25 protein-coding genes and 1 pseudogene are annotated in these 21,404 nt (G+C 62.6%); 16 read left to right on the plus strand and 10 right to left on the minus strand.

From position 1 onward, the window contains the following. Nucleotides 1–10: 10 nt before the first annotated feature. The 7 genes from AC13EY_RS03820 to AC13EY_RS03850 form a co-directional block, all read right to left on the minus strand. Nucleotides 11–1,273 carry an ABC transporter permease gene (locus tag AC13EY_RS03820; protein ID WP_228246412.1) on the minus strand — a complete coding sequence of 421 codons (1,263 nt, stop codon included), beginning with the start codon at nt 1,271–1,273 and terminating at the stop codon, nt 11–13. Next, nucleotides 1,273–1,983 carry an ABC transporter ATP-binding protein gene (locus tag AC13EY_RS03825; protein ID WP_228246413.1) on the minus strand — a complete coding sequence of 237 codons (711 nt, stop codon included), beginning with the start codon at nt 1,981–1,983 and terminating at the stop codon, nt 1,273–1,275. The genes AC13EY_RS03820 and AC13EY_RS03825 overlap by 1 nt, the downstream gene beginning before the upstream one ends. A gap of 7 nt (nt 1,984–1,990) precedes the next feature. Continuing rightward, nucleotides 1,991–2,593: a DUF2796 domain-containing protein gene (locus AC13EY_RS03830; RefSeq protein WP_228246414.1), complete on the minus strand. Its 603-nt coding sequence runs from the start codon at nt 2,591–2,593 to the stop codon at nt 1,991–1,993. A gap of 113 nt (nt 2,594–2,706) precedes the next feature. Further along, entirely contained in the window at nt 2,707–3,585 is an 879-nt protein-coding gene (gene trxA, locus AC13EY_RS03835; protein ID WP_228246415.1) for a thioredoxin, read from the minus strand. Between the two features lie 58 nt (nt 3,586–3,643). After that, nucleotides 3,644–4,297 carry a class I SAM-dependent methyltransferase gene (locus AC13EY_RS03840; protein ID WP_228246416.1) on the minus strand — a complete coding sequence of 218 codons (654 nt, stop codon included), beginning with the start codon at nt 4,295–4,297 and terminating at the stop codon, nt 3,644–3,646. A 16-nt stretch (nt 4,298–4,313) separates the two neighbouring features. Beyond that, a complete protein-coding gene (locus AC13EY_RS03845) occupies nt 4,314–5,051 on the minus strand; it encodes a substrate binding domain-containing protein (RefSeq protein WP_482877199.1) in 738 nt (245 codons plus the stop codon). Nucleotides 5,052–5,066: 15 nt separating this feature from the next. Beyond that, nucleotides 5,067–5,261, minus strand: a complete 195-nt coding sequence (locus tag AC13EY_RS03850; RefSeq protein WP_482877186.1) for a LysR family transcriptional regulator — start codon at nt 5,259–5,261, stop codon at nt 5,067–5,069. A gap of 103 nt (nt 5,262–5,364) precedes the next feature. On the opposite strand from AC13EY_RS03850, the gene AC13EY_RS03855 reads away from it, so the two are divergent. From AC13EY_RS03855 to AC13EY_RS03930, 16 genes are all read left to right on the plus strand, one after another. Further along, nucleotides 5,365–6,354, plus strand: a complete 990-nt coding sequence (locus AC13EY_RS03855; protein ID WP_228246418.1) for an NAD(P)H-dependent flavin oxidoreductase — start codon at nt 5,365–5,367, stop codon at nt 6,352–6,354. Beyond that, the gene (locus AC13EY_RS03860) at nt 6,351–7,835 is read left to right on the plus strand and encodes an AMP-binding protein (protein WP_482877188.1); all 1,485 of its coding nucleotides are present in this window, start codon (nt 6,351–6,353) and stop codon (nt 7,833–7,835) included. The genes AC13EY_RS03855 and AC13EY_RS03860 overlap by 4 nt, the downstream gene beginning before the upstream one ends. Before the next feature lie 102 nt (nt 7,836–7,937). Beyond that, the gene (nrdR, locus tag AC13EY_RS03865; RefSeq protein WP_088277424.1) at nt 7,938–8,411 is read left to right on the plus strand and encodes a transcriptional regulator NrdR; all 474 of its coding nucleotides are present in this window, start codon (nt 7,938–7,940) and stop codon (nt 8,409–8,411) included. After that, a complete protein-coding gene (gene ribD / locus AC13EY_RS03870; protein WP_233048475.1) occupies nt 8,404–9,534 on the plus strand; it encodes a bifunctional diaminohydroxyphosphoribosylaminopyrimidine deaminase/5-amino-6-(5-phosphoribosylamino)uracil reductase RibD in 1,131 nt (376 codons plus the stop codon). Before nrdR ends, ribD begins: the two co-directional genes overlap by 8 nt. A 12-nt stretch (nt 9,535–9,546) precedes the next feature. Further along, nucleotides 9,547–10,803, plus strand: coding sequence for a sodium:proton antiporter NhaD (gene nhaD, locus AC13EY_RS03875; protein ID WP_228246421.1), 1,257 nt, complete (start codon nt 9,547–9,549; stop codon nt 10,801–10,803). A gap of 27 nt (nt 10,804–10,830) precedes the next feature. Next, nucleotides 10,831–11,493 (plus strand): riboflavin synthase, encoded by a 663-nt coding sequence (locus tag AC13EY_RS03880; RefSeq protein WP_228246422.1) that lies wholly within the window; start codon nt 10,831–10,833, stop codon nt 11,491–11,493. Nucleotides 11,494–11,517: 24 nt separating this feature from the next. Then, nucleotides 11,518–12,612 (plus strand): bifunctional 3,4-dihydroxy-2-butanone-4-phosphate synthase/GTP cyclohydrolase II, encoded by a 1,095-nt coding sequence (ribBA, locus tag AC13EY_RS03885; RefSeq protein WP_228246423.1) that lies wholly within the window; start codon nt 11,518–11,520, stop codon nt 12,610–12,612. Between the two features lie 224 nt (nt 12,613–12,836). Next, nucleotides 12,837–13,313, plus strand: coding sequence for a 6,7-dimethyl-8-ribityllumazine synthase (gene ribH / locus AC13EY_RS03890; protein WP_228246424.1), 477 nt, complete (start codon nt 12,837–12,839; stop codon nt 13,311–13,313). Continuing rightward, entirely contained in the window at nt 13,313–13,789 is a 477-nt protein-coding gene (gene nusB, locus AC13EY_RS03895) for a transcription antitermination factor NusB (RefSeq protein WP_088277435.1), read from the plus strand. The genes ribH and nusB overlap by 1 nt, the downstream gene beginning before the upstream one ends. Nucleotides 13,790–13,805: 16 nt before the next feature. Continuing rightward, nucleotides 13,806–14,795 (plus strand): thiamine-phosphate kinase, encoded by a 990-nt coding sequence (thiL, locus tag AC13EY_RS03900; protein ID WP_373315118.1) that lies wholly within the window; start codon nt 13,806–13,808, stop codon nt 14,793–14,795. Continuing rightward, complete coding sequence (locus AC13EY_RS03905) at nt 14,788–15,282, plus strand: phosphatidylglycerophosphatase A family protein (RefSeq protein ID WP_228246426.1); 495 nt, start codon at nt 14,788–14,790, stop codon at nt 15,280–15,282. Before thiL ends, AC13EY_RS03905 begins: the two co-directional genes overlap by 8 nt. A 33-nt stretch (nt 15,283–15,315) precedes the next feature. Then, on the plus strand, nt 15,316–15,972 hold the full coding sequence (locus AC13EY_RS03910; RefSeq protein WP_228246427.1) for a retropepsin-like aspartic protease family protein: 657 nt from the start codon (nt 15,316–15,318) through the stop codon (nt 15,970–15,972). Nucleotides 15,973–16,094: 122 nt separating this feature from the next. Continuing rightward, on the plus strand, nt 16,095–16,724 hold the full coding sequence (ribA, locus tag AC13EY_RS03915) for a GTP cyclohydrolase II (protein ID WP_088277443.1): 630 nt from the start codon (nt 16,095–16,097) through the stop codon (nt 16,722–16,724). After that, entirely contained in the window at nt 16,714–17,142 is a 429-nt protein-coding gene (locus tag AC13EY_RS03920) for an MFS transporter (protein ID WP_088277445.1), read from the plus strand. The genes ribA and AC13EY_RS03920 overlap by 11 nt, the downstream gene beginning before the upstream one ends. Further along, nucleotides 17,143–17,955, plus strand: a complete 813-nt coding sequence (locus tag AC13EY_RS03925) for a cobalamin-binding protein (RefSeq protein WP_228246428.1) — start codon at nt 17,143–17,145, stop codon at nt 17,953–17,955. Nucleotides 17,956–18,020: 65 nt separating this feature from the next. After that, nucleotides 18,021–18,758 carry an NYN domain-containing protein gene (locus tag AC13EY_RS03930; RefSeq protein WP_228246429.1) on the plus strand — a complete coding sequence of 246 codons (738 nt, stop codon included), beginning with the start codon at nt 18,021–18,023 and terminating at the stop codon, nt 18,756–18,758. A gap of 6 nt (nt 18,759–18,764) precedes the next feature. Here the strand turns inward: AC13EY_RS03930 and AC13EY_RS03935 are convergent, their stop codons facing one another. The 3 genes and pseudogenes from AC13EY_RS03935 to AC13EY_RS03945 form a co-directional block, all read right to left on the minus strand. Continuing rightward, nucleotides 18,765–19,439, minus strand: coding sequence for a DUF2931 family protein (locus tag AC13EY_RS03935; protein ID WP_228246430.1), 675 nt, complete (start codon nt 19,437–19,439; stop codon nt 18,765–18,767). Beyond that, nucleotides 19,436–21,013, minus strand: coding sequence for a phospholipase effector Tle1 domain-containing protein (locus tag AC13EY_RS03940; RefSeq protein WP_482877201.1), 1,578 nt, complete (start codon nt 21,011–21,013; stop codon nt 19,436–19,438). Before AC13EY_RS03940 ends, AC13EY_RS03935 begins: the two co-directional genes overlap by 4 nt. Nucleotides 21,014–21,223: 210 nt before the next feature. Next, nucleotides 21,224–21,322 (minus strand): annotated as a pseudogene (locus tag AC13EY_RS03945) (PAAR domain-containing protein); the annotation flags it as partial. Between the last annotated feature and the right edge of the window lie 82 nt (nt 21,323–21,404).

Below are 21,404 nucleotides of genomic sequence, written 5' to 3' on the forward strand. Positions count from 1 at the left end.
CCTGCAGAAATCAAAGACGAATGGACAGGCCATCGAGCAGTGCCTGACGGTAGGCGCGCCAGGCCGGAATGCAGCCCATCAGCACGCTGGCAGCGACGATGCAGGCCAGTAACGTCAGTTCGCTGCGGGTCGGCCAGCTCAGGGGCATAAACAGGCCGTATTGTTGTTCCAGCCAGGGGGCGGTAACGGCGATGCCAGCGTACAGCAGTCCCAGCCCGAGGGCGATGCCGGCAAGGGTAAGGCTCACCGCTTCCAGTAACAGTAGGCTGAAAATGTGCAGCGGTCTGGCACCGACCGAGCGCAGCACGGCCATCTCGCGTCGGCGCTCGTTCAGGCCGCTGAGGATGGCGGTGAGCATACCGACCAGCCCGGTCAGCACGACGAACACCGAGACTAGCAGCAGCGCCTTTTCGGCCACGCTGAGCAGGCTCCAGAGCTCCTGCAGGGCAACGCCCGGCAGAATAGCCAGCAGCGGTTCGCCGCTGAACTCGTTGATCTGGCGTTGCAGCGCAAAGGTGTCGATGCGGCGGTTGAGCCCGAGCATGAAGGCGGTGATGGCGTGTGGTGTCAGGTCCAGTTCACGCGCCTGCTCGGCACTGATCTGACCGGCTCCGCGGGCCGGCATGCCCTGCTGCCAGTCGACGTGCAGCGCCTCGATACCGTGCAGACTGACGTGGATGGTGCGGTCGACCGGTGTCCCGGTTTTGGCCAGGATGCCAACAACCTTGAAGGGCTTGTCGGCATGGTTGACGAAGCTGACGGCACCGGCGCCGTGGGCCAGCACCATCTCGGTACCCAGCTGGTATCCAAGTTCGCGTGCCACGTCCGCGCCGAGCACGGCGTCGTAGAGATCGGCAAATGGCTGCCCCTGACTGAAACTCAGGCTGCGGTCGCGACCAAACTGGTAATGGTCGAAGTAGGCCTGGCTGGTACCCAGCACGCGAAAGCCGCGGTGCGAGTCGCCGAGCGACAGTGGGATTGCCCATTTGACCTGCGGCTGCTGGCTGATCTGCTGAAAGCTGTCCCAGCGGATATTGTTGGTGGCGTTGCCGATGCGAAATACCGAGTACAGCAGCAACTGCACCGAGCCCGAGCGGGCTCCAACGATCAGGTCTGTGCCGCTGACGGTGCTGGCAAAACTGCTGCGAGCCTCGGTGCGAACCCGCTCAACGGCCAGCAGCAGGGTGACGCTCAGGGCGATGGCAATGACGGTGAGCAGCGCGGAAAAACGGCGGTTGGCCAGACTCTGGATGGCAAGGCGCAGCAGATACATCAGAACGTCTCCGGCTGGCTGGCGCGGTTCAACTCGGCCAGTGACAGGGCGCGATCAAAGCGCGTGGCGAGGCTGGTGTCATGACTGACAAACAGCAGGCTGCTGCCCATCTGCGCGCATTCGTCGAACAGCAGCTTGAGAAAGGCGTCGCGGCTGTTGGCGTCCAGCGCCGAGGTCGGCTCGTCGGCGATCACCAGCTCGGGGCTACCGATCAGGGCGCGGGCGGCGGCCACGCGCTGCTGCTGGCCGATCGACAGGGCATTGGCACTGCGTTGCTGCAGCGTGATGTCACTCAAGCCAAGCTCGCGTAACAGGTGCCCGGCAGCGGTATTCAAATCGGGTTGCTGACGCAGCGCGCGTTCACGGCGCAGGCTGGAGAAGCGACAGGGCAGGGTGACGTTGTCGAGTACCGAGAGATACGGCAGCAGGTTGAATTGCTGGAACAGGTAACCGGTGTGGTCCGCGCGAAAGCGGTCTCTGCGCAGGGCGGAGAGTTGACCCAGTGACTGGCCCAGCAGGTTGATCTCGCCCCTCTGCGGCTGGTGCACTCCACCGAGCAGTCCGAGCAGCGTGGTCTTGCCGCTGCCGGACGGGCCCTTGAGAAACAGCCGCTCGCCCGCTTGCAGGCTGAACGCCGGGATATCCAGCAAGGTTGGCTGGCCCGGCCAGGCGAACTGCAGGTCAGTGACTTGCAGCAGAGGTTTGCTCATGGCGGCTTCAGTCCAGTGACAGCGTGGGTTGGTCGGCGGTCAGCACGGCGCCACGCTGGCCGCTGGTGGTGATGGCCTGCACCTGAATGCGCTGCATCGCCGGGAAGCTATTGAACAACGGCAGGGTCAGCGCTTCAAGTCGCTCGGGGGACGAGCAGTTGAAGTCAAAGCGGCCCTCGATATCGGCATGTGCGCTGTGTTCGTGGTCGTGATGATCGTCGTGGTCATCATGGTGCTCATGTTCGCCATGTGCGTGCTCGTCATGATGCTCGTGCTCGTCGGCGGCAAACAGCGGACTTTCCAGCTCGACCTGCTGCAGTGTGCAGCCGGCAGCCGGGGAGAAGCTGAACAGTGTGTCGGCCTGCTCGAGAGCCGCTTTGACGCGGGCGACGGTGGCGCGATCCTCGTCAGTGCCTGGCGCGTGCTCGAAGCCAACCAGATTGGTCGCGGGGCTGTCGAGCTCCAGACTCACCAGATTGCCATCCACCACGAGATTGAGACTGGCAACGCCGTGCTCGTGGGCGCCGAGGCTGGCGTGCTGGTGGTCTTCGGCAAAGGCGCCTTGGCTGGAAAACAGGGCGATGCTGAGGGCAAGCAGGGTGCGGCGCATGGTTGGACTCCGGCTTTAAATAAAACGTTATCTTATTTCATTTTTTCGCCAAGGCAACCCTGAATTGAGGCTCCCGGCCGCGTGGCTGCGACGACTCGGGAGCCTGCGGTCGATCAGTACAGGGCCTGATAGAGCTTGCGGCGGTACTGCACGGTGAGCGGATGCTCGCCACCGAGCAGATCAAACACCTGCAACAGAGTCTTCTGCGCGGCGCCGTCGTTCCAGCTGCGGTCACGCTGCAGCAGCTCAAGCAGGGCCGACAGCGCGTTGTCGCTGTGGCCGGCGGTGAGATCGAGCAGGGCCAGCTGGTAGCGGGCTTCGCTGTCGGCGGCATCGGCGTCGAGGCGGGCCTGCAGCTCGGCGCGGGGCGCGAAGCCGGCGCTTTGACGGGCGAAGCTGAGCTGGGCCTTGAGCGCGCTCAGGGCTTGTTTGTGGCTGTCCTTGTTCTGGACGGCGTTGATCACCTTGTCGGCGTCATCCAGTTGGCCATCGGCCAGCAGCGCGCGGGCCAGGACCAGCAGCAGCGCATCGTCGGCTTCGGCCTGCAGCGCGGCTTGCAGCAGGGCAATGGCCTGTTGCGGCTGACCGGCGTCGATCAGCGCCTGTGCCTGAGCGGCCAGATCCTCTTCCGGCGCTTCGGCTGCGGCAGCGGGCTCGTTGACGTGCGGCGCGAGCAAGTCGCGAATCGCACCCTCGGGCTGCACACCGGCGAAGCCTTCGACCGGCTGACCGTCCTTGAACAGCACCACGGTCGGCAGGCTGCGAATGCCGAAGCGTTCGGTCAGGCCGGGCTCGGCATCGCAGTTGACCTTGGCCAGCAGCAGTTCCCCCTCGTAGCTGTCGACAATTTTCTCCAACACCGGAAACAGCGCCTTGCAGGGCGCACACCAGTCGGCCCAGAAGTCGACCAGCACGGGTTTATGGAAGGAGTTTTCGAGTACATAGCGATCGAAGGTATCGGTGGTGGCGTCGAACAGGTAAGGCGATGACATGGGCTATTCCGCTGCGGTGATGTCGAGTCTGGCTTATATGGTGGCGCTGGCGCCAAGGTCAAGGGTTGAGCTGATACAGGCTGACGTCGCGAAACTCCAGCGGCTCACCCAGGTCGGGCCAGGTGCGGCCCGGCAGGATGGCGCTGCGCCGGTAACGCGGGTGGCTCAGGTTGCGTACCCGGGAGTCGGCGATCAGCACCTTGTCGGCACGCTCGGCGAAGTGGTCGAGCAGTGGGCGGTTGTCGACGTCGTAGAGCACGTCGGCGGCGATCAGCAGATCGATCTCGCCTTCGACGGCGAAGTAGTCATTGGACAGCACGATCTGCATGTCGTTGAGTCGGGCGTTGAGGGCGCAGGCCAGCAGCGCGGGCCGGTCCAGATCGCAGGCGATGGCCTGTTCGGCACCGGCCATGCGGCAGGCCAGCGCGACCACGCCGGAGCCGGCACCGAAGTCCAGTACCCGCTTGCCACGCACCTGTTCGGGGTTGTCCAGTACCCAGCGCGCCAGCGCCAGGCCGCTGCCCCAGCAGAAGCCCCAGTAGGGCGGGTGCTCCAGCAGCCGGCGGGTTTCGTCAGTGGCGAAGGCGCGGTCCAGATTACTCGGATCGAGCAGCCACAACTCCAGTTCCGGCAGACCCGGCAGGCGGCTCGGCACAAGCGCGGCGTCGGGCAGAACCTTGTGCAGTTCGGCGGTAAGGGCTTCGAGGGTCATGGTCGGCTTCCTGAAATCAGACGGGTATTGTAGCGACTTCACCCGCTGCCGGATGCTGCGGCGTCAGCGGAATGTCGGCCAGCCGGGTGCGCAGGAACTCGATCAGCGCCCGGGTGGCCAGGGTCGGATAGAGGTTGGGCGCGGTCAGCAGATACAGGTGATCGCCCCAGGCATCGACCCGGGCGCGGTAGTCGGGCAGCACGGCTGTCAGGCTGCCGGCATTCAGCTCCTCGCGCACTGCGTAGTAGGGCAGCAGCGCGCAACCCAGCCCCTGCAGCGCGGCGCGGCGCAGGAACAGCATGTCTTCGGTCTGCAGGCGTGGACGCAGGGTCAGCTGCTGGCTGTGCCTGCCATCGGACAGCTCCAGCGGCAGGCGCAGATCCGGCACCTTGACGCTCACCACGTCACAGCGCAGCAGGTCTTCCGGGTTCTGTGGCCTGCCGACACGTTGCAGGTAGCCGGGGCTGGCGCACAGCACCCAGTCGATGGGACCCAGATCACGAGCCACCAGCGTATCCGGCGGGGTGTTGGTGACGCGAATGGCAACGTCAATTTCCTCGGCGACCAGATCGAAGATGCGGTTGCTGAAGGTCAGTTGCAGGGTTACATCCGGATAGGTGTCGGCGAATTCCAGCAGCAGCGGGCCGATGATCTGCTGGCCCAGCGCGGAGGGCACGCTCAGACGCAGGTGACCGCGCAGGTTGCGGCCGAGGTTGTCGACCGTTGATTGCAGGGCGCTCAGTTCCTGGCTGATGCGGGCGGCGTGCTCTTACAGTGCCCAGCCAATCTGGGTCGGCTCGACCCGCCGGGTGGTGCGGCGCAGCAACTGCACCTGCAGATCCTGCTCCAGTGCCTTCAGACGTCGGCTGATATGCGAGCGCGAGGTACCAAGCCGGCGGGCGGCACCGCTCATGCCGCCGGCTTCGACGATGGCACTGAAGTACTGCAGGGTTTTGATATCCATGATTGTTGCCGATTGGTAAACAGTTTGGGCATTGTGTGTGCGCATTGTAGATCAAAGTAGAGGCTTCTATAGTCGTCCAATCACAACTACAAGGAATCGAACCATGAGTCTGCCCACCGTGCTGCAAGGTAATCTGAGCCTGCCGGTCATCTGCTCGCCGCTGTTTATCATCTCCAACCCCGACCTGGTCATTGCCCAGTGCAAGGCCGGTGTTGTCGGCTCGTTTCCGGCCCTCAACGCGCGCCCGGCCGAAGTGCTGGACGAGTGGCTGCAGCGCATTACCAGCGAGCTGGCGGACTACAAGGCGGCGAACCCGGATGCGGTGGTAGCGCCCTTTGCGGTCAACCAGATCGTGCACGGCAGCAACGACCGCCTGCAGCACGACGTCGAGCTGTGCGTGAAGTACAAGGTGCCGATCATCATCACCAGCCTGCGCGCACCCAATGAAGTGGTTGGCCCGATTCACAGCTACGGCGGTCTGGTGTTCCACGATGTCATCAACGTCAAGCACGCCAAAAAGGCGATTGAAGCGGGTGTGGATGGTCTGATTCTGGTGTGTGCCGGCGCCGGTGGCCATGCCGGTCAGCTCAGCCCGTTCGCGCTGGTGTCGGAAATCCGAGCCTTCTACGATGGCCCGATCATTCTGTCCGGCTCGATTACCAAGGGTGAGCAGATTCTCGCGGCGCAGGCGATGGGCGCGGACCTGGCCTATATGGGCACCCGCTTTATCGCCACCCATGAAGCCAATGCCGATGCGGCCTACAAGCAGATGCTGGTCGATACCACGGCTGACGATATCGTTTACAGCAACCTGTTTACCGGCGTGCACGGCAACTATCTGAAGCCCAGTATCGTCAATGCCGGCATGGACCCGGACAATCTGCCTGAAGGTGACAAGAGCAGCATGAAGTTCGGTTCCGGTGGCAGCAGCAAGAGCAAGGCCTGGCGCGATATCTGGGGCGCAGGGCAGGGTGTTGGCAGCATTGCTGCAGTCACTTCGACAGCCGAGGCGGTCAGCCAGCTGGAGCGCGAGTATCACGATGCGCAGGCGCGCCTGGCGCGTATTACCCAGCCGTTTGGCAGCAAGGCATGACTGCTGCACTGGTTTGCGGCGAGCTGCGCCGCGACGGGGAGCAGGTTGCGCAGCGGGGGCTGCGGCTGGCCGGTGGGCTGGCCCGAATGGGTATCGAGGATGGCGATGTCATCGCCGTGATGCTGCGTAACGGCCCGGCGTTTATTGATGCGATCCTGAGCTGTCAGACTGCGGGCTGCTTCTACTGCCCGATCAACTGGCACTTCAAGGGCGATGAGGTGGCCTACCTGCTGAACGACTCGGCGGCCAAGGTGTTGATTGTCGAGGCTGATCTGCTGGCCACGCTGGATGGCGCGATTCCGGCGGGCGTGCAGGTGCTGGTGGTCGGTGCCGGCGCTGAGGATGCGCGTGACTACGAAGGCTGGCTGGCGCAGCAAGCGCCTTACGACGGTCCCGAGCGCACGCCGCGGGCGCACATTGCCTACACCTCGGGTACCACCGGGCGCCCGAAGGGGGTAGTACGGCTGGCGCCACCGCCGGAGGCGCGCGCTCAGATGGCCGAGCATATGCGTGAGCTGTGCCGGATTGCCTGGGGCATTACCCCGGGCACCCGCGCGCTGGTGACCGCGCCGCTGTATCACAGCGCGCCCACGTCCTATGCCCAGCAGGCGATCCAGCAGGCCGAAACACTGGTGGTCATGCCGCGCTTCGACGCCGAGCAGACGCTGGCGCTGATCGAACAGCACCGGATCGAAACCGTTTATCTGGTGCCGATCATGTACGTCCGCCTGCTGCGTCTGCCGGCCGAGGTGCGGGCCAAGTACGATATTTCGTCCGTGCGCTTTGTTGCCTCGACCGGCGCGCCCTGCGCTCCGGACGTTAAACAGGCGATGCTTGACTGGTGGGGCGACGTGATCTTTGAAACCTACGCCTCCAGTGAGACCGGCATGATCACCCTGCAGGACCCCCAGTCGGCGCGGCGCAAGCCGGGCAGCGTCGGTCGGCCCATCGGTGACACGCGGATTCGCATCGTCAGCGAAGACGGTCGCGAGTGCGGCGTGGGTGAGCCGGGCGTGATCTATGTGCGTCAGCCGATGGTGCCGGACTTCACCTACCTGAACAATGAAGCGGCTCGCGCCAAGGCCGGATTGGACGATCTGGCAACCGTGGGTGATATCGGCTACCTCGATGCCGACGGGTACCTGTATGTCTGCGACCGCCAGTCCGACATGGTGATCTCCGGTGGCGTGAACATCTATCCGGCGGAAATCGAGCATGTGCTGATCACCCTGCCCGGTGTGCGCGACTGTGCGGTATTCGGTATCCCGGACGCGGAGTACGGTGAGTCTCTGATGGCCGTGGTGGCTGTCTCTGACCCGGCGCTGAATGAAGCTGCCATTCAGGCGTTTATCCGCAGCAACATGGCCGGGTACAAGGTGCCCGGGCGGGTCGAGCTGGTCGATGTGCTGCCTCGGGATGACAACGGCAAGGTGGCCAAGCGCAGGCTGCGTGACAGTTACCTGACGGCTCCCGTGCCCTGACGGGTGCGACAATCTGGTAGTTGAAATGTAATGACACATTTCATCCGCGGCCTACAAAGAGGTAAGATGTAGGCCGTTTTTTATCCACCTGGGAAAACCTGCATGCATTGTCCATTCTGTGGCGCCCATGACACCAAGGTGATCGACTCCCGCCTTGTGGCCGAGGGTGATCAGGTGCGCCGGCGACGCGAATGTCTGGCCTGTCAGGAGCGTTTTACCACCTTCGAGACCGCCGAGCTGGTGTTGCCGCGGGTCATCAAGCAGGACGGCCGGCGTCAGCCCTTCGACGAGGACAAGTTGCGCGCCGGTCTTCAGCGTGCGCTGGAGAAACGCCCGGTCAGCGTCGAGCAGATCGAAGCGGCCATTGGTCATATCAAGCACCGTTTGCGGGCGACCGGTGAGCGCGAGGTCAAGGCGCTGGCTGTCGGCGAGATGGTCATGCGCGAGCTGAAACAGCTCGACGAAGTCGCCTATATCCGCTTCGCGTCCGTTTATCGCCGTTTCCAGGATCTCAATCAGTTCCGTGAAGAGATCGAGCGTCTGGCTCGGCGCGATCAGGACGAATCCGATGCCTGAGTGGAGCGCGGCTGACCGGGAGTGGATGAGCCGGGCATTGATGCTCGCCGAGCGGGGTGTCTACACCACCGAACCCAACCCGCGGGTCGGCTGCGTGCTGGTTGCTGATGGCCGGATCGTCGGCGAAGGCTGGCATGTGCGGGCCGGTGAAGGCCATGCCGAAGTAAATGCGCTGGCGCAGGCCGGCGATCTGGCCCGCGGCGCAACCGCCTACGTTACCCTTGAACCCTGCAGCCATTTCGGTCGCACTCCGCCGTGCGCCGATGCGCTGGTCAAGGCCGGCGTCAGCCGCGTGGTGGCCGCCATGCAGGACCCCAATCCGCAGGTTGCCGGCAACGGCCTGAACCGGCTGCGCGAAGCCGGTATCGAGGTCAGTTGCGGGCTGCTGGAAGCGCAGGCGCAGGCACTCAATCCCGGTTTTATCAAACGCATGCAGCAGGGGCTGCCCTGGGTGCGGGTCAAGCTGGCGATGAGCCTCGATGGCCGTACCGCGATGGCCAGCGGTGAAAGCAAATGGATTACCGGCCCGGCGGCGCGCGCCGATGTGCAGCGCCTGCGGGCGCGCAGCGGAGCAGTGGTCAGCGGTGCCGACAGCGTGTTGCTGGATGATTCTGCGCTGACCGTGCGGGCCGCTGAACTCGGCTTGCCGGCCGACGAGGCGGCGGCCGCCGCCGAGCGCCAGCCACTGCGCGTGCTGATCGACAGCCTGCGCCGGGTTCCGCTCGATCAGCGCTTTTTCCGTGAAACGGGGCCAACGCTGGTTATCAGCACCAGTGCAGAGCAGGCGGCCGACGATTATCGAGCTGCCGGCAGCGAACTGCTGGCGGTCCCCGGTGCAGATGGCAAGGTCGATCTGCACGCGGTGCTGCAGACCCTCGCCGAGCGAGGCTGCAACGAGGTGCTGGTGGAAGCCGGCGCCGGCCTGTCCGGTGCCTTCTGGCGTGCCGGGCTGGTGGATGAACTGATTGTGTATATGGCGCCGCGCCTGCTCGGAAGTCAGGCGCGGCCGTTGATGCAGTTGCCCTTCGAAAGCATGAGTGAGGCGATGGATGTTGCCATCGTCGACATGCGCGCAATTGGCCAGGACTGGCGCATCACGGCACGACCGATTTTCCCTTCCTGAGAGTGTAAGACAATGCAAAGTAGTGTGCAGATACTGCTGTGGATCATGGCGGTAGTGGCCTTTTTGGGGGTCGTGCTGGAAGAAGTCATCCACGTCAACAAGGCCAAGGTGGTGCTGCTGTTCGGGGCGCTTTCCTGGCTGGTGCTGTTTATCGCGGCGCCAAGCGATGCGGTACGGGAGCATGTGCAGGAGGCTCTCAACGAGAACATCACCGATATCGCCAGCCTCTGGCTGTTCCTGCTGGCAACCATGACCTTCGTCGCCTATCTCAACAAGAAGGGGCTGATCGAAAACGTCATCTATCGCATCCTCCCCGGACGCATTACCGAGCGCAAGCTGCTGTTTCTGACCGGCGCATTCTGTTTTGTCTTTTCCTCCATCGCCGACAATATCACTGCCACCCTGGTGTCGGTGGCGCTGGTGCTGAGTCTCAATCTGGAGCTGCGCAAGATGCTGCGCTTCGCCACGCTGGTGGTGTTCGCGGTGAACTCCGGCGGTGTCGCGATGATCACCGGCGACGTCACCACGCTGATGATCTTTATGGCCGACAAGGTCGAGATCACCAACCTGCTGCTGCTCAGTGCCCCGGCGCTGCTGGCCGTGCTGCTGCTGGCCGCTTTGCTGTCGATCGGCATGGGCAACGAGGTCGTTATCGAAAAGAGCCAGCTGCACGAACTGCGTGGCGTTGATCAGGTAATCGGTGCGCTGTTCCTGCTGACCATCCTCGCAACCATCCTGCTCAGCCTGTTCTTTGCGATCCCGCCAGTGCTGACGTTCCTCACCGGTCTGGCGCTGATGTTTTTGATTGCACGGTTTTTCAATGAAGACATTGATGCAGATCCGATTCTGGAATACATCCGGGTTATCGAGTTTGAGACGCTGCTGTTCTTCCTCGGCGTGCTGCTGCTGGTTGGCATGCTCCAGTACATCGGTACGCTGCAGAACCTGACCGCCCTCTACGACGTTATGCCGACCCTGCTGGCCAACTTCCTGATGGGCATGCTCTCTGCTCTGATCGATAACGTGCCGCTGACCGCTGCACTGCTCAAAGCCGACCTGCAGATGAGCGTCGCCGAGTGGATGGGCCTGACCTACGCTGTCGGTGTGGGCGGTTCCCTGCTTATAATTGGCTCCGCTGCCGGCATCGTTGCCATGAGCAAGATGCCCGGCCTGACATTCATTACCTACCTGCGCAGCTTTGGACTGTTGCTGATGGCCTTTGCCTTCGGTTTCATTGCTGTCTACGGTCTGGGTCTGCTGGTCTCCTGACCGGCAACGGCGAAAGCGAGGCAATTCATGTTTACCGGCATTATCGAAGCGGTTGGTCAGATCCAGAGCATGCAGCCCAAGGGCGGCGATGTGCGTCTGTATGTGCGCACCGGCAAGCTGGATCTCGGGGACGTCAAATTGGGCGACAGCATCGCGGTCAACGGCGTTTGCCTGACCGCCGTTGAGTTGCCCGGTGATGGTTTCTGGGCTGACGTCAGCCAGGAAACCATCCGCCGTACCGCGCTCTCTAGCCTGAAGCCGGGCAGCCGCGTCAACCTGGAAAAGGCGCTGACGCCGACCACACGTCTGGGTGGTCATCTGGTCAGTGGCCATGTTGACGGGGTGGGCAAGGTATTGTCCCTGCATCAGGACGCCCGCTCCTGGCATTTCCGGGTTGAGGCGCCGGCCGAGCTGGCCAAATATATTGCCCATAAAGGCTCTATTACCGTCGACGGCACCAGCCTGACCGTCAACGCGGTGGAAGGTGCGGTCTTCCACCTTAACATCGTTCCGCACACCCTGCAGGAAACCGTCATGGGCGATTACCAGCCCGGCACCATCGTCAACCTGGAAGTGGATCTGATCGCCCGTTATCTGGAACGTCTGCTGCTGGGCGAAAAAGCCGCCGAGCCGACCTCCTCCGGCATCAGCATGGCGTTTCTGGCCGAAAACGGTTTCCTCAAGTCCTGATATAACCTGCCCCCGGAGGGCCGGATGAAACTGAACAGCATCGAAGAACTGATCGAAGATATTCGCGCCGGCAAGATGGTCATCCTGATGGATGACGAAGACCGCGAGAACGAAGGCGACCTGATCATGGCCGCCGAGGCCTGCCAGGCCGAGCACATCAACTTCATGGCTCGCTACGGCCGTGGCCTGATCTGCATGCCGATGAGTCTGGAGCGCTGCGAGCGGTTGAAGCTGCCGCTGATGGTGCAGCGCAACGGCTCCGGTTTTGGCACCAAGTTTACCGTCTCCATCGAGGCCGCCGTCGGCGTCAGCACCGGTATTTCTGCCGCTGACCGCGCGCGCACCGTGCAGGCTGCTGCCGCGCCGGATGCGACCGCCGATGACATCGTCAGCCCCGGCCACATCTTTCCGCTGATGGCGCAGCCTGGCGGCGTGCTGGCGCGTGCCGGGCATACCGAGGCGTCCTGCGATCTGGCCCGCATGGCCGGGTTTGGCGAGTCGGCGGTGATCTGCGAGATCATGAACGACGACGGCAGCATGTCGCGTCGCCCGGAGCTGGAAGAGTTTGCCAAGCAGCATGACATCAAGATCGGCACCATCGCCGACCTGATTCACTACCGTCTGCTCAACGAGCGCACGGTTGAACGTGTCGACGAGCAGGTGCTGAGCAGCGAGCTGGGCCAGTTCAACCTGGTCGCCTATCGTGATCGTACCGAAGACCTGGTGCACCTTGCGCTGACGCTCGGCACCATTGAGCCGGAAGAGCCGACGCTGGTTCGCGTGCACAACGTGGATCCGCTGCGCGATCTGTTCCTGGTACCCGAGGCCGGGCGCTGGAGCCTGCAGGAAGCGATGCGCCGGGTGGCGGCTGAAGGCCGTGGTGTGGTGCTGATGCTGGGCAATCAGGTCGATTCGGCTGCGCTGCTGGAGCACGTCAGCAACCTGGGGACCGGCAACGCGGCGGCACGCCGCCCCTCGACCTATAATACCGTCGGGGCCGGTTCGCAGATCCTGCGCGATCTGGGTGTGCGCAAGATGCGTCTGCTTTCCAGCCCGATGAAGTTCAACGCCATATCCGGCTTTGACCTGGAAGTAGTAGAATACCTGCCCTGCGATTGACCAACTGTTTAGAAAACGTAGGCGAGGCAGCCAGCGCAAGGCAAAAACAGGCGAAGAAGTGATCGGAGTCGCGCTCGACTTTACGAGTTGTAAATGAGCATTCTGAGACGCCGCGTCCCGGCCTGTTTTTAACGCAGCGATGGCAACGCAGGTAGTTTTCTTCACCCATTTGATTCACGGCAGCGCCCAGAGCCCTGCCGGTTCTTTATACAGAGAGATTGTTCATGACTGCTATCCGTACCATCGAAGGTGATTTTGTAACTGGCCAAGGCCGCTATGCACTGGTCGTTGGCCGGTTCAACAGCTTTGTGGTGGAAAGCCTGGTAGAGGGCGCGGTAGACGCGCTCAAGCGCCACGGTGTCAAGGAGTCAGACATCACCATCGTGCGTGTTCCCGGCGCCTTTGAAATTCCGCTGATGGTCAAGAAAATCGCTGACCTCAAGCAGTACGTCGCCATTGTTACTCTCGGCGCGGTCATCCGTGGCGGTACCCCGCACTTCGAATACGTTGCCGGCGAGTGCGTCAAGGGCGTGGGTGCGGTATCTCTGGAGTACGGCATTCCGGTTGCCTTCGGCGTGCTGACAGTCGACAGCATTGAGCAGGCCATCGAGCGTTCCGGCACCAAGGCTGGTAACAAAGGCGCTGAAGCGGCTATGTCTGCGTATGAAATGGTCAGCGTCATCAAGCAGCTGGAGGCCTGATGGACGATCAGCAGAGTTCCCCCGCAGCTGGCCGACCCAAGGCGTCGGCCCGTCGCAAGGCACGCAGTCTGGCGATGCAGGCGCTGTACTCCTGGCACATGGCTGATTTGCCGGTGTTTGATATCGAGGCGCAGTTTCGCACCGACAACGACTTCAGCAAGGTGGATAGTGCGTATTTCCACGAGCTGCTGACCGGTGTGCCGCGCAATCTCGGTGACATCGACGATGAGCTGAGTCGTGTGCTGGATCGGGACATCAAGGATGTTGATCCGGTTGAGCTGAGCGTACTGCGCATCGGCGTCTACGAGCTGCTCAAGCGCATCGATGTGCCGTATCGCGTGGTCATTAACGAAGCCATCGAGATGGCCAAGTCGTTCGGTGCTACCGACGGTCACAAGTACGTCAACGGCATCCTCGACAAGCTGGCTCCGCGCCTGCGCAAGGCCGAAGTCGGTGCCGCCCGCAAGGGACGCTGATCCACCGGCCATGGCGCTGGACGAGTTTGATCTGATCGCCCGTTACTTTCGCACTGAGCGTCTGGAACGGGCTGTCGATGCCGGCGCCACTGTCCTCGGCATCGGCGACGATGCCGCAGTGCTGCAGCCCGCTGCCGGGCAGCAACTGGTCATTTCTACCGACACCCTGGTTGAGGGTGTGCATTTCCCCAAAGACTGTCCCGCCGCCGAACTGGGGTATCGCGCCCTGGCGGTAGCGGTCAGTGACCTGGCGGCGATGGCCGCATCCCCCCTTGGGTTTACCCTCGCGCTGAGCCTGCCGCAGGCAACGCCCGGCTGGCTGCAGGCGTTTTCCAGTGGTCTGGCCGACGCCGCACGTGACGCGGGGATCAACCTGATTGGTGGCGACACCACCCGTGGCCCGCTCAATATTGGCGTCACCGTGCTCGGTCAGGTGCCTGCCGGGCAGGCGCTGACCCGCTCCGGCGCTCGTCCCGGTGACTTGCTCTGCGTCGGCGGCAGTCTGGGTGATGGCGCTGCCGGGCTGGAGGTCGTGCTTGGCAAGCCGCTGCCGACGGGTCTGCCGATGGCAGCCCAGGATTACTTGCATCGCCGGTTCTGGCGGCCTCTGCCTCAGCTCGCGTTGGGGCAGTTGCTGCGCGGGGTCGCTACTGCCGGTCTGGACATCTCCGATGGCCTGCTGGCCGATGCCGGGCATATCGCCAGTGCCAGTGGTGTGCGTTTGCTGATCAACGGTCCGCAACTGCCGATGTCCGATGCCCTGCGCAGCTGGTCCGAGCGTCAGCAGCTCGACTGGATGCTGCGTGGTGGCGACGACTACGTGCTGCTGTTTACCCTGCCGCGTGCCGCCCGGTCGCAGCTGGAGCGCTGGCGTGCGGCGGGTCATGCGGTCTGCGTTATTGGCGAGGTACAGGGCGGGCAGGGAGTTCAGCTGGACCTCGGGCTGGGGCCGAAACCCATCGATGGCCCGGGCGGCTATCAACATTTCAGGAGCACGGATGACTGACGCGCACGAAACGACGCCAGCCTCGGTATGGCGCAACCCGATCCACTTTCTGGCCTTTGGCTTTGGCAGCGGTGCGATCCGCCCGGCGCCGGGGACCTGGGGCACGTTGGCGGCGCTGCCGTTTGTGCTGGTCTGGCAGCATCTGCCGGTTGCCGGCTACGGTCTGGTGATCGTGCTGTCGACCCTGCTCGGCATCTGGCTGTGTCACCGCACCGCTGCGGATCTGGGCGTGCACGACCACGGTGGCATCGTCTGGGACGAGTTCGTCGGACTGTGGATTGCGCTCTGGCTGGCACCAACCGGCTGGCCCTGGTTGCTGGCCGGCTTCGCCCTGTTCCGGCTGTTCGATATCTGGAAGCCCTGGCCAATCCGCTGGGTTGATCGTCAGGTTGGCGGCGGCTTCGGCATCATGCTGGATGACATTATCGCCGGGTTCATGGCGCTGCTGGTGCTGTTGCTGGCCGAGACCCTGTTGGCTATGGTGTAAGCCTCGTCCGTCATCGCGCAAGGGAAACACCGCATGGCTCGTATCGCTTCTCTCTCTGCTCTGCTGCTCGGCGCCGGGCTGGCCGTGGCCTCGCTGGCTTCGGCAGCGACCGAGGTGCGTGTGGTTGGGCTGTTCGCCAATGCGGCGGTAGTCAATATCGACGGCCAGCGCCACATGCTGCGGGTTGGCAAGCCGCCAGTGAACGGAGTCGAGCTGATCGCCGCCGACAGCCAGACGGCAACCCTGAGAGTGGACGGCCAGACTCGGCAGTTTGGTCTGCAGCGTGAATACACCGAAGGCTTTGCCCAGTCTGAGCGCCAGCAGGTCAGTATTCCGCGGGGCGAAGGCGGTCATTTCCGGGTTGCCGGTTCAATCAATGGTCAGACCGTCAGTTTTATGGTCGATACCGGCGCAACCAGTGTCTCGATGAGTTCGGTGCAGGCGCGTCGTCTCGGTATCGATTACGCGCTCAGCGGCACACCGGTTCGCGCCGCCACAGCTTCCAGTGCCGTGGATGGTTACCAGGTGACGCTGGCGCGGGTAAAGGTTGGCGACATCGAGCTGTCCAACGTGCAGGCGCTGGTGCTGGAAGGCCGTTTTCCGCTCGAAGTGCTGCTCGGCATGAGCTGGCTTAGCCGGGTGCGGATGGACGAACAGGACAACCTGCTGCTGCTCGAGCGCAAGTACTGACCCTCTGCACCACAGGCCTGCGCATTCAGCAGACCTATCCGGGCGTCTTGCAGATCGCCCGAGCGTCCGTCACCTGCTAATATAAGCGCCCCTTTTTTGCAAAGGTCGTACAGGAGACCGGCGTGACAGTCACCTTTATTGCGTCATCCCAGCTGCCCACCAAGTGGGGCACATTCACTATGCACGGCTTCCTGGAAGAAGCGACCGGCAAGGAGCATGTGGTGCTGACGATGGGCGATGTGTCCGATGGCGCGCCCGTACTAGGCCGTCTGCACTCCGAATGTCTGACCGGCGATGCCCTGTTCAGCCTGCGTTGCGACTGCGGCTTTCAGCTCGAAGCCGCGCTCAAGGCCATCGCTGAGGAAGGCCGCGGCGCACTGCTGTACCTGCGTCAGGAAGGTCGCGGCATTGGCCTCATGAACAAGATCCGCGCCTATCACCTGCAGGACGGCGGTGCCGATACCGTAGAAGCCAACGAACTGCTCGGCTTTGGCGCCGACCAGCGCGATTACGGCATCTGCAAACCGATGCTCGATCATCTGGGCATCAAGAGCCTCAAGCTGCTGACCAACAACCCGCGCAAGGTAAAGGCCATGCAAGGCTTCGGCGTGCTGGTAGCCGAGCGACTGCCGCTGCAGTTCGGCAAGAACCCGCACAACACCAAGTATCTGGAAACCAAGGCCGGCAAGCTGGGCCACATGCTGGGCCAGCTGCACCAGGCCGAAGCCGAGGCTGAGTCCGATGACCTTTGATCCCAAACCCCACTGGCGTGCATTGCGCAGCGTCTGGCGCATGCTCAGCCTGACTGTCCTGCTGTTGCCGATCCTGCTGGTGGTGGTGCTGGGTGACTGGACCGGCCTGTTCGATCAGGCCGCAGTGCCGCTGTTCACCGTTGGTATGGCTAGCCTGATGCTGACCCTATGGCGCTTCCGGCTGTACAAACGCACACTGATTCGCGCCGAAGGCCTGGGTGACAGCGCAGAAGCTGCCAGTGCATGGGCCGTATTGCACCGTAATCAGAGTCTGGGGCTGGCCGCCGCCGCGCTGCCGGCGCTGATCGCGCTGGTGCATTACTTCTGCGTGGGTGAAGCCATCCCGCTGGTGCTGCTGGTAATTGTCAGCCTCGGCGCCATGCTGCTGTACCGTCCGCCTGCTGCCTGGGTCAACTGAGTGCGTCAGCTGCTGGCGCTGCTGCTGGCGCTGTCACTCAACCTGCTTCCTGTTCAGGCTGCCGAGCGCATTGTCAGCCTGGCTCCCTTTCTGACCGACATGGCCCTTCAGCTGGGCGCTGGTGCCCGGCTGGTCGGTGTTCTGGACGACGGTCAACTGCCCGCCGAACTGAGCGATCGGCAAACCGTCGGCAGCTATCAGACCCTCTCTGCCGAACGGATCGTGTCCGTCCAGCCTGATCTGATCCTCGCCTGGACCTCTGGCAATCCCCCCGACCTGCTGGAGCGCCTGCGTGGCTGGGGCATTCGCGTCGAACAGTTTGACCCGCAACGGCTTGACGATATCGCCAGCATGACCCTTCAGCTCGGTGAGCTGCTCGACCAGCCAGCCGAAGCGCAGGCGCTGGAGGCCGACTTCCGCGCCCAGCTCGACCGGCTCCGTGCGCCGCCGTCGTCAACCCGGCCCAAGGTCTTCCTGCAGCTCTGGGATAACCCGCTCTACACGGCCGCTGGCGATCAGTTGCTGTCCGATGCACTCAGTCTGTGCGGCGCTGACAACGTCTTCGCCGATCTTGCCGGCCTCGCTCCGCAAGTGGGCCGCGAGGGCGTGCTGGCCGCCAACCCCGACATCATCATCGCGCTCGCGGATCAGGGCGTTACTGCAGAAGCTTGGCTGGACGACTGGCGCCGCTTCCCCAAACTGGCCGCCGTAAAGCATAACCGCCTGCACGTGCTTGACAGCGACCTGCTGGTGCGTCCGACGCCCGCGATTATTGTTGGAGTAGAGCAGTTGTGCGGGTTGGTGCGTTTCTAGACGGGGTTGTTAGCCAGCCCCATTGCCTGCCAAGATGATCGCTACCTGCACAGGAGAGTGAGGCTATGGCAGCACAGATGGAGCCGACACGGTTGGCCGTTTTGATTGATGCCGACAACGCCAATCCGGCGATTGTTGAAGGGCTGCTGGCTGAGGTAGCCAAGTTGGGTGTGGCGAGCGTCAAGCGTATTTATGGCGACTGGACCACGCCGAGTCTGGGCAAGTGGAAAGCCTCGCTACTGGAACACTCGATTCAGCCGATTCAGCAATTCGCCTACACCTCCGGCAAGAACGCGACCGACAGCGCGATGATCATCGACGCCATGGACTTGCTGTATTCGGCAGGCCTTGGCGGCTTTTGCATTGTTTCCAGCGACAGCGATTTCACCCGGCTGGCGGCGCGTCTGCGTGAGTCGGGCAAGGTGGTGTATGGGTTTGGCGAGAAGAAAACGCCCAAGCCTTTTGTCGCCGCCTGCGACCGCTTTATCTACACCGAAATCTTTACTCAGCACCCCGAGAACGCGGAGACGGTTATTCAGCGTCGCTCGGCGCAGGAGCTGCGTCAGGACACCAAGCTGTGCAATCTGCTGCGCCAGGCTATTGAGGCGGCGTCTGACGATGAAGGCTGGGCCAACCTTGGCCCGGTGGGCAGTCAGCTGGCCAAGCAAATGCCCGAGTTTGACCCGCGCAACTACGGCTACAGCAAGTTCAGCGGCTTGGTGGAAGGGATTGGCCTGTTTACCTTGCGACGGGAAAACAACCTGCTGCTGGTCAAGGACCAGCGCCCGGGCAAGAAGGGCTGAGCGCGCCTACCAGCTGCCAAACGGGATGCCGTGGGTATCGATGTAGTGCTGAGCGTTGGGGCTGGGTGGGCGGTAGAACTCGCCGTTGGATTCGCCGTTGTAGGGGCCGACGGGGTTGATTTCGCCTTGGACGTGGGCGATTTCCACTGCGTCCAGACAGGGGCCCACCAGCCAGGCCTTCACTACTCCGCCAGGGGCAACGCCTATAGCGATGGTATCCAAGTATTGGATTTCATGTTCGTCTCGCCATGCGCAGTAGGCGTTTCGCGGTTTGACCATTTCTGCTCTCGTGGCCTGGGACAGGTTAAAACTAGCGCGATACGCCTGCGGCTCTGCCAGAGATTGCCAACGAACGGTCACCTTTGCGGGTAGGTCGATTCCGGTCATGGGGAAGCTTGAGCCCGGCCCTGGGTTCTCAGGCCAGCCGCGTGCGTCACCTCGATTGTCGGCAGGTGTTCTTGTTGAGGCGACTCCGCCAAACACATCTTCATACATCAAATCGTTTACATCGGTCAGGTCGATCTGCTCGACCCAGGCTTCCATATAGTCGGGGGCTCCGAGGCCCACGTACCAGGCGCGGTATGGGAGATCCGGTTTGGGTGGGAAAGGCGGCAAGCTTGTGTGGCTGGAGCAGCTGCTCAGCCACAGGACAGTCAGCCACACCCCTAGATGCTTGATCATACGGGGTATCCTTTTTGTTTTTTGTCGGGATAAATGGCGCGAGTGAAGCCATCGCGTGGCTTGTTGGCCATAAAGGTTTTCACAGGGTTCCAGTTGGCTGAGCAGTGAATATAGCGACTGTGCAGGAACCTCTGTTCGTCTCTACTTAGCGCAGGGCTGATGCCGATCATAGCGGCGGCATACACCTTGTCTGCGATAGGCTTTAAGTCTGCGGGTATGGTGAAGCGGGCGTCATGCTCGTTAATTGTGTCGAACGGCACTCCGTAGGCGAGGCCTTTGGCGTGCATCACTTTCAGTGATACGCGGGACAGCTCACCCCTGACGGTACGTTCGATTGAAAGGCCGAGCAAAATACGGGCTTTTGGCATACGCCGTAAAGCCCGTTCGTGAAGGATAAGGCGTCCGTCGCCTGGCAGCCCTCGCTCGCGGAAAAGGGCTTCTTCGTGCTGTCTGGTCAGCCACGCTCTGGAGCGAACTAGCTTTTGTCGTGCCGGGCCGTCCAGGGGGTAGTCATCACTAAGGAAAAATACCGGGCTACCCAGCAGTAGTCGCTCATAGGTAAGCGTTGGATAGCCGCCACCCAGGTTTGAATGGACGCCGGGTAGCACCAGTTCTTCATGGGCTTTGTCTACCCGGTTCAGGCTGAAGTTGTGCCGGTGTTCATCGGCAGCGGTCAGGTGCACCACCTTGCGGGCGCAGCGGGGCGGCAGGTGCAGATTGACGCCCGGGTTGTAGTCGTCGCCCACGCTGAGGTGGCCTTGAGTAGGGGCGCCTATTGCCGCTACGGTATCGAACAGGCCGATAAAATTGATGCTTATGCTGTCTTTGATGGAGAAGTCTGGAGCGAACGCGGGGGGTTGGGTATCCAGGTTGGTGGCGAGAATTCCGTTATCCGTTTTCAGCACCTCGTTGGCGAAGTGGCGAGCTGATGCAGCTCCCCGGCTGAAACCGAAGATATCGAACTCGATGTTTTCAATCACAAGTTCCGGATTCCGATAGCGCAGGTTGTCGATCATTCTCTTTAGGAGAACAGGGCTCTGCTCAACCCGCTCAACAACGCCAGTCTCACCTTGCCCAAACGCCATGCCCATGGTGGCGTCCTCTTCGCCAGCCTTGCTGCCGGCACCTTCGACATAGACCTTTACGCAGGCTTGCGTGGTGGCTGGTTCTATCTGTCTCTGTGAGTCGTCACGGTACAAACGAAACAACAACGCCACATTGCTCAACTCGTTTCCATAGCTGTTATCCGGCCGCTGATCAAAAAAAGCATCGCTATCGCTGTCTTTATAGCCTTGGCTTTCGCAGAAGCGGGTGACGGCTTCGAGTCCATCGGGGCCGAGTTGGGCTAGGTCTTCGCGTCGGCATTGGGCGGTGAGGGCGGCGTTGGGCAGGTTGTTGAGGGTGCCGTCGAAGAACATGCCGACGCGCAGGGTGATGCGTTGTTTCTGCGGCAGCTCGGTTTCTTCTTCCTCCTCTTCTTCCTCGCGCTCCAGTGGCACTGCGTTGCTGGCGCCGGGTTTTACCGGAGCGTCGAACAGCGCCTGCAGGGCGCGCACCAGGCCGGTGAGGATCATGGCTTGCGCGGTAGCACTTTCAACACTGCCGGGTTGATTGCCAATAAGAACGGTCGGGGAGCCGGCGGTAACGCGGTCGCCGTGGGCGCCGGTGCTGTCGAGTACGGCGGCGGGGCGGCCGTTGATCAGGACGTTGCCGATGAGTTGACTGGTGAGCGGGCTACCGCAGCTGCTGGTGTCGCCCAGGCGGGCTGCGGGCTTGTCGTCAAAAAGTACGTCCGTGGCGCCGCTGACGAGGCGCTGGCTGGCGTGGCCGGTCTGCGGGCATTGTGTGGGGTCGCCGAGTCGGGCGGCGGGTTTGCCGGACATGCCATTTCCCTTTGGCTGCAGGTGTTCCTGCGCTGATCCTGCGGGGCGATGGCGGGTCGGACAATCGACTATTCGGATGAAT

The sequence above is a fragment of the Halopseudomonas sp. L-58 genome (assembly GCF_056859475.1).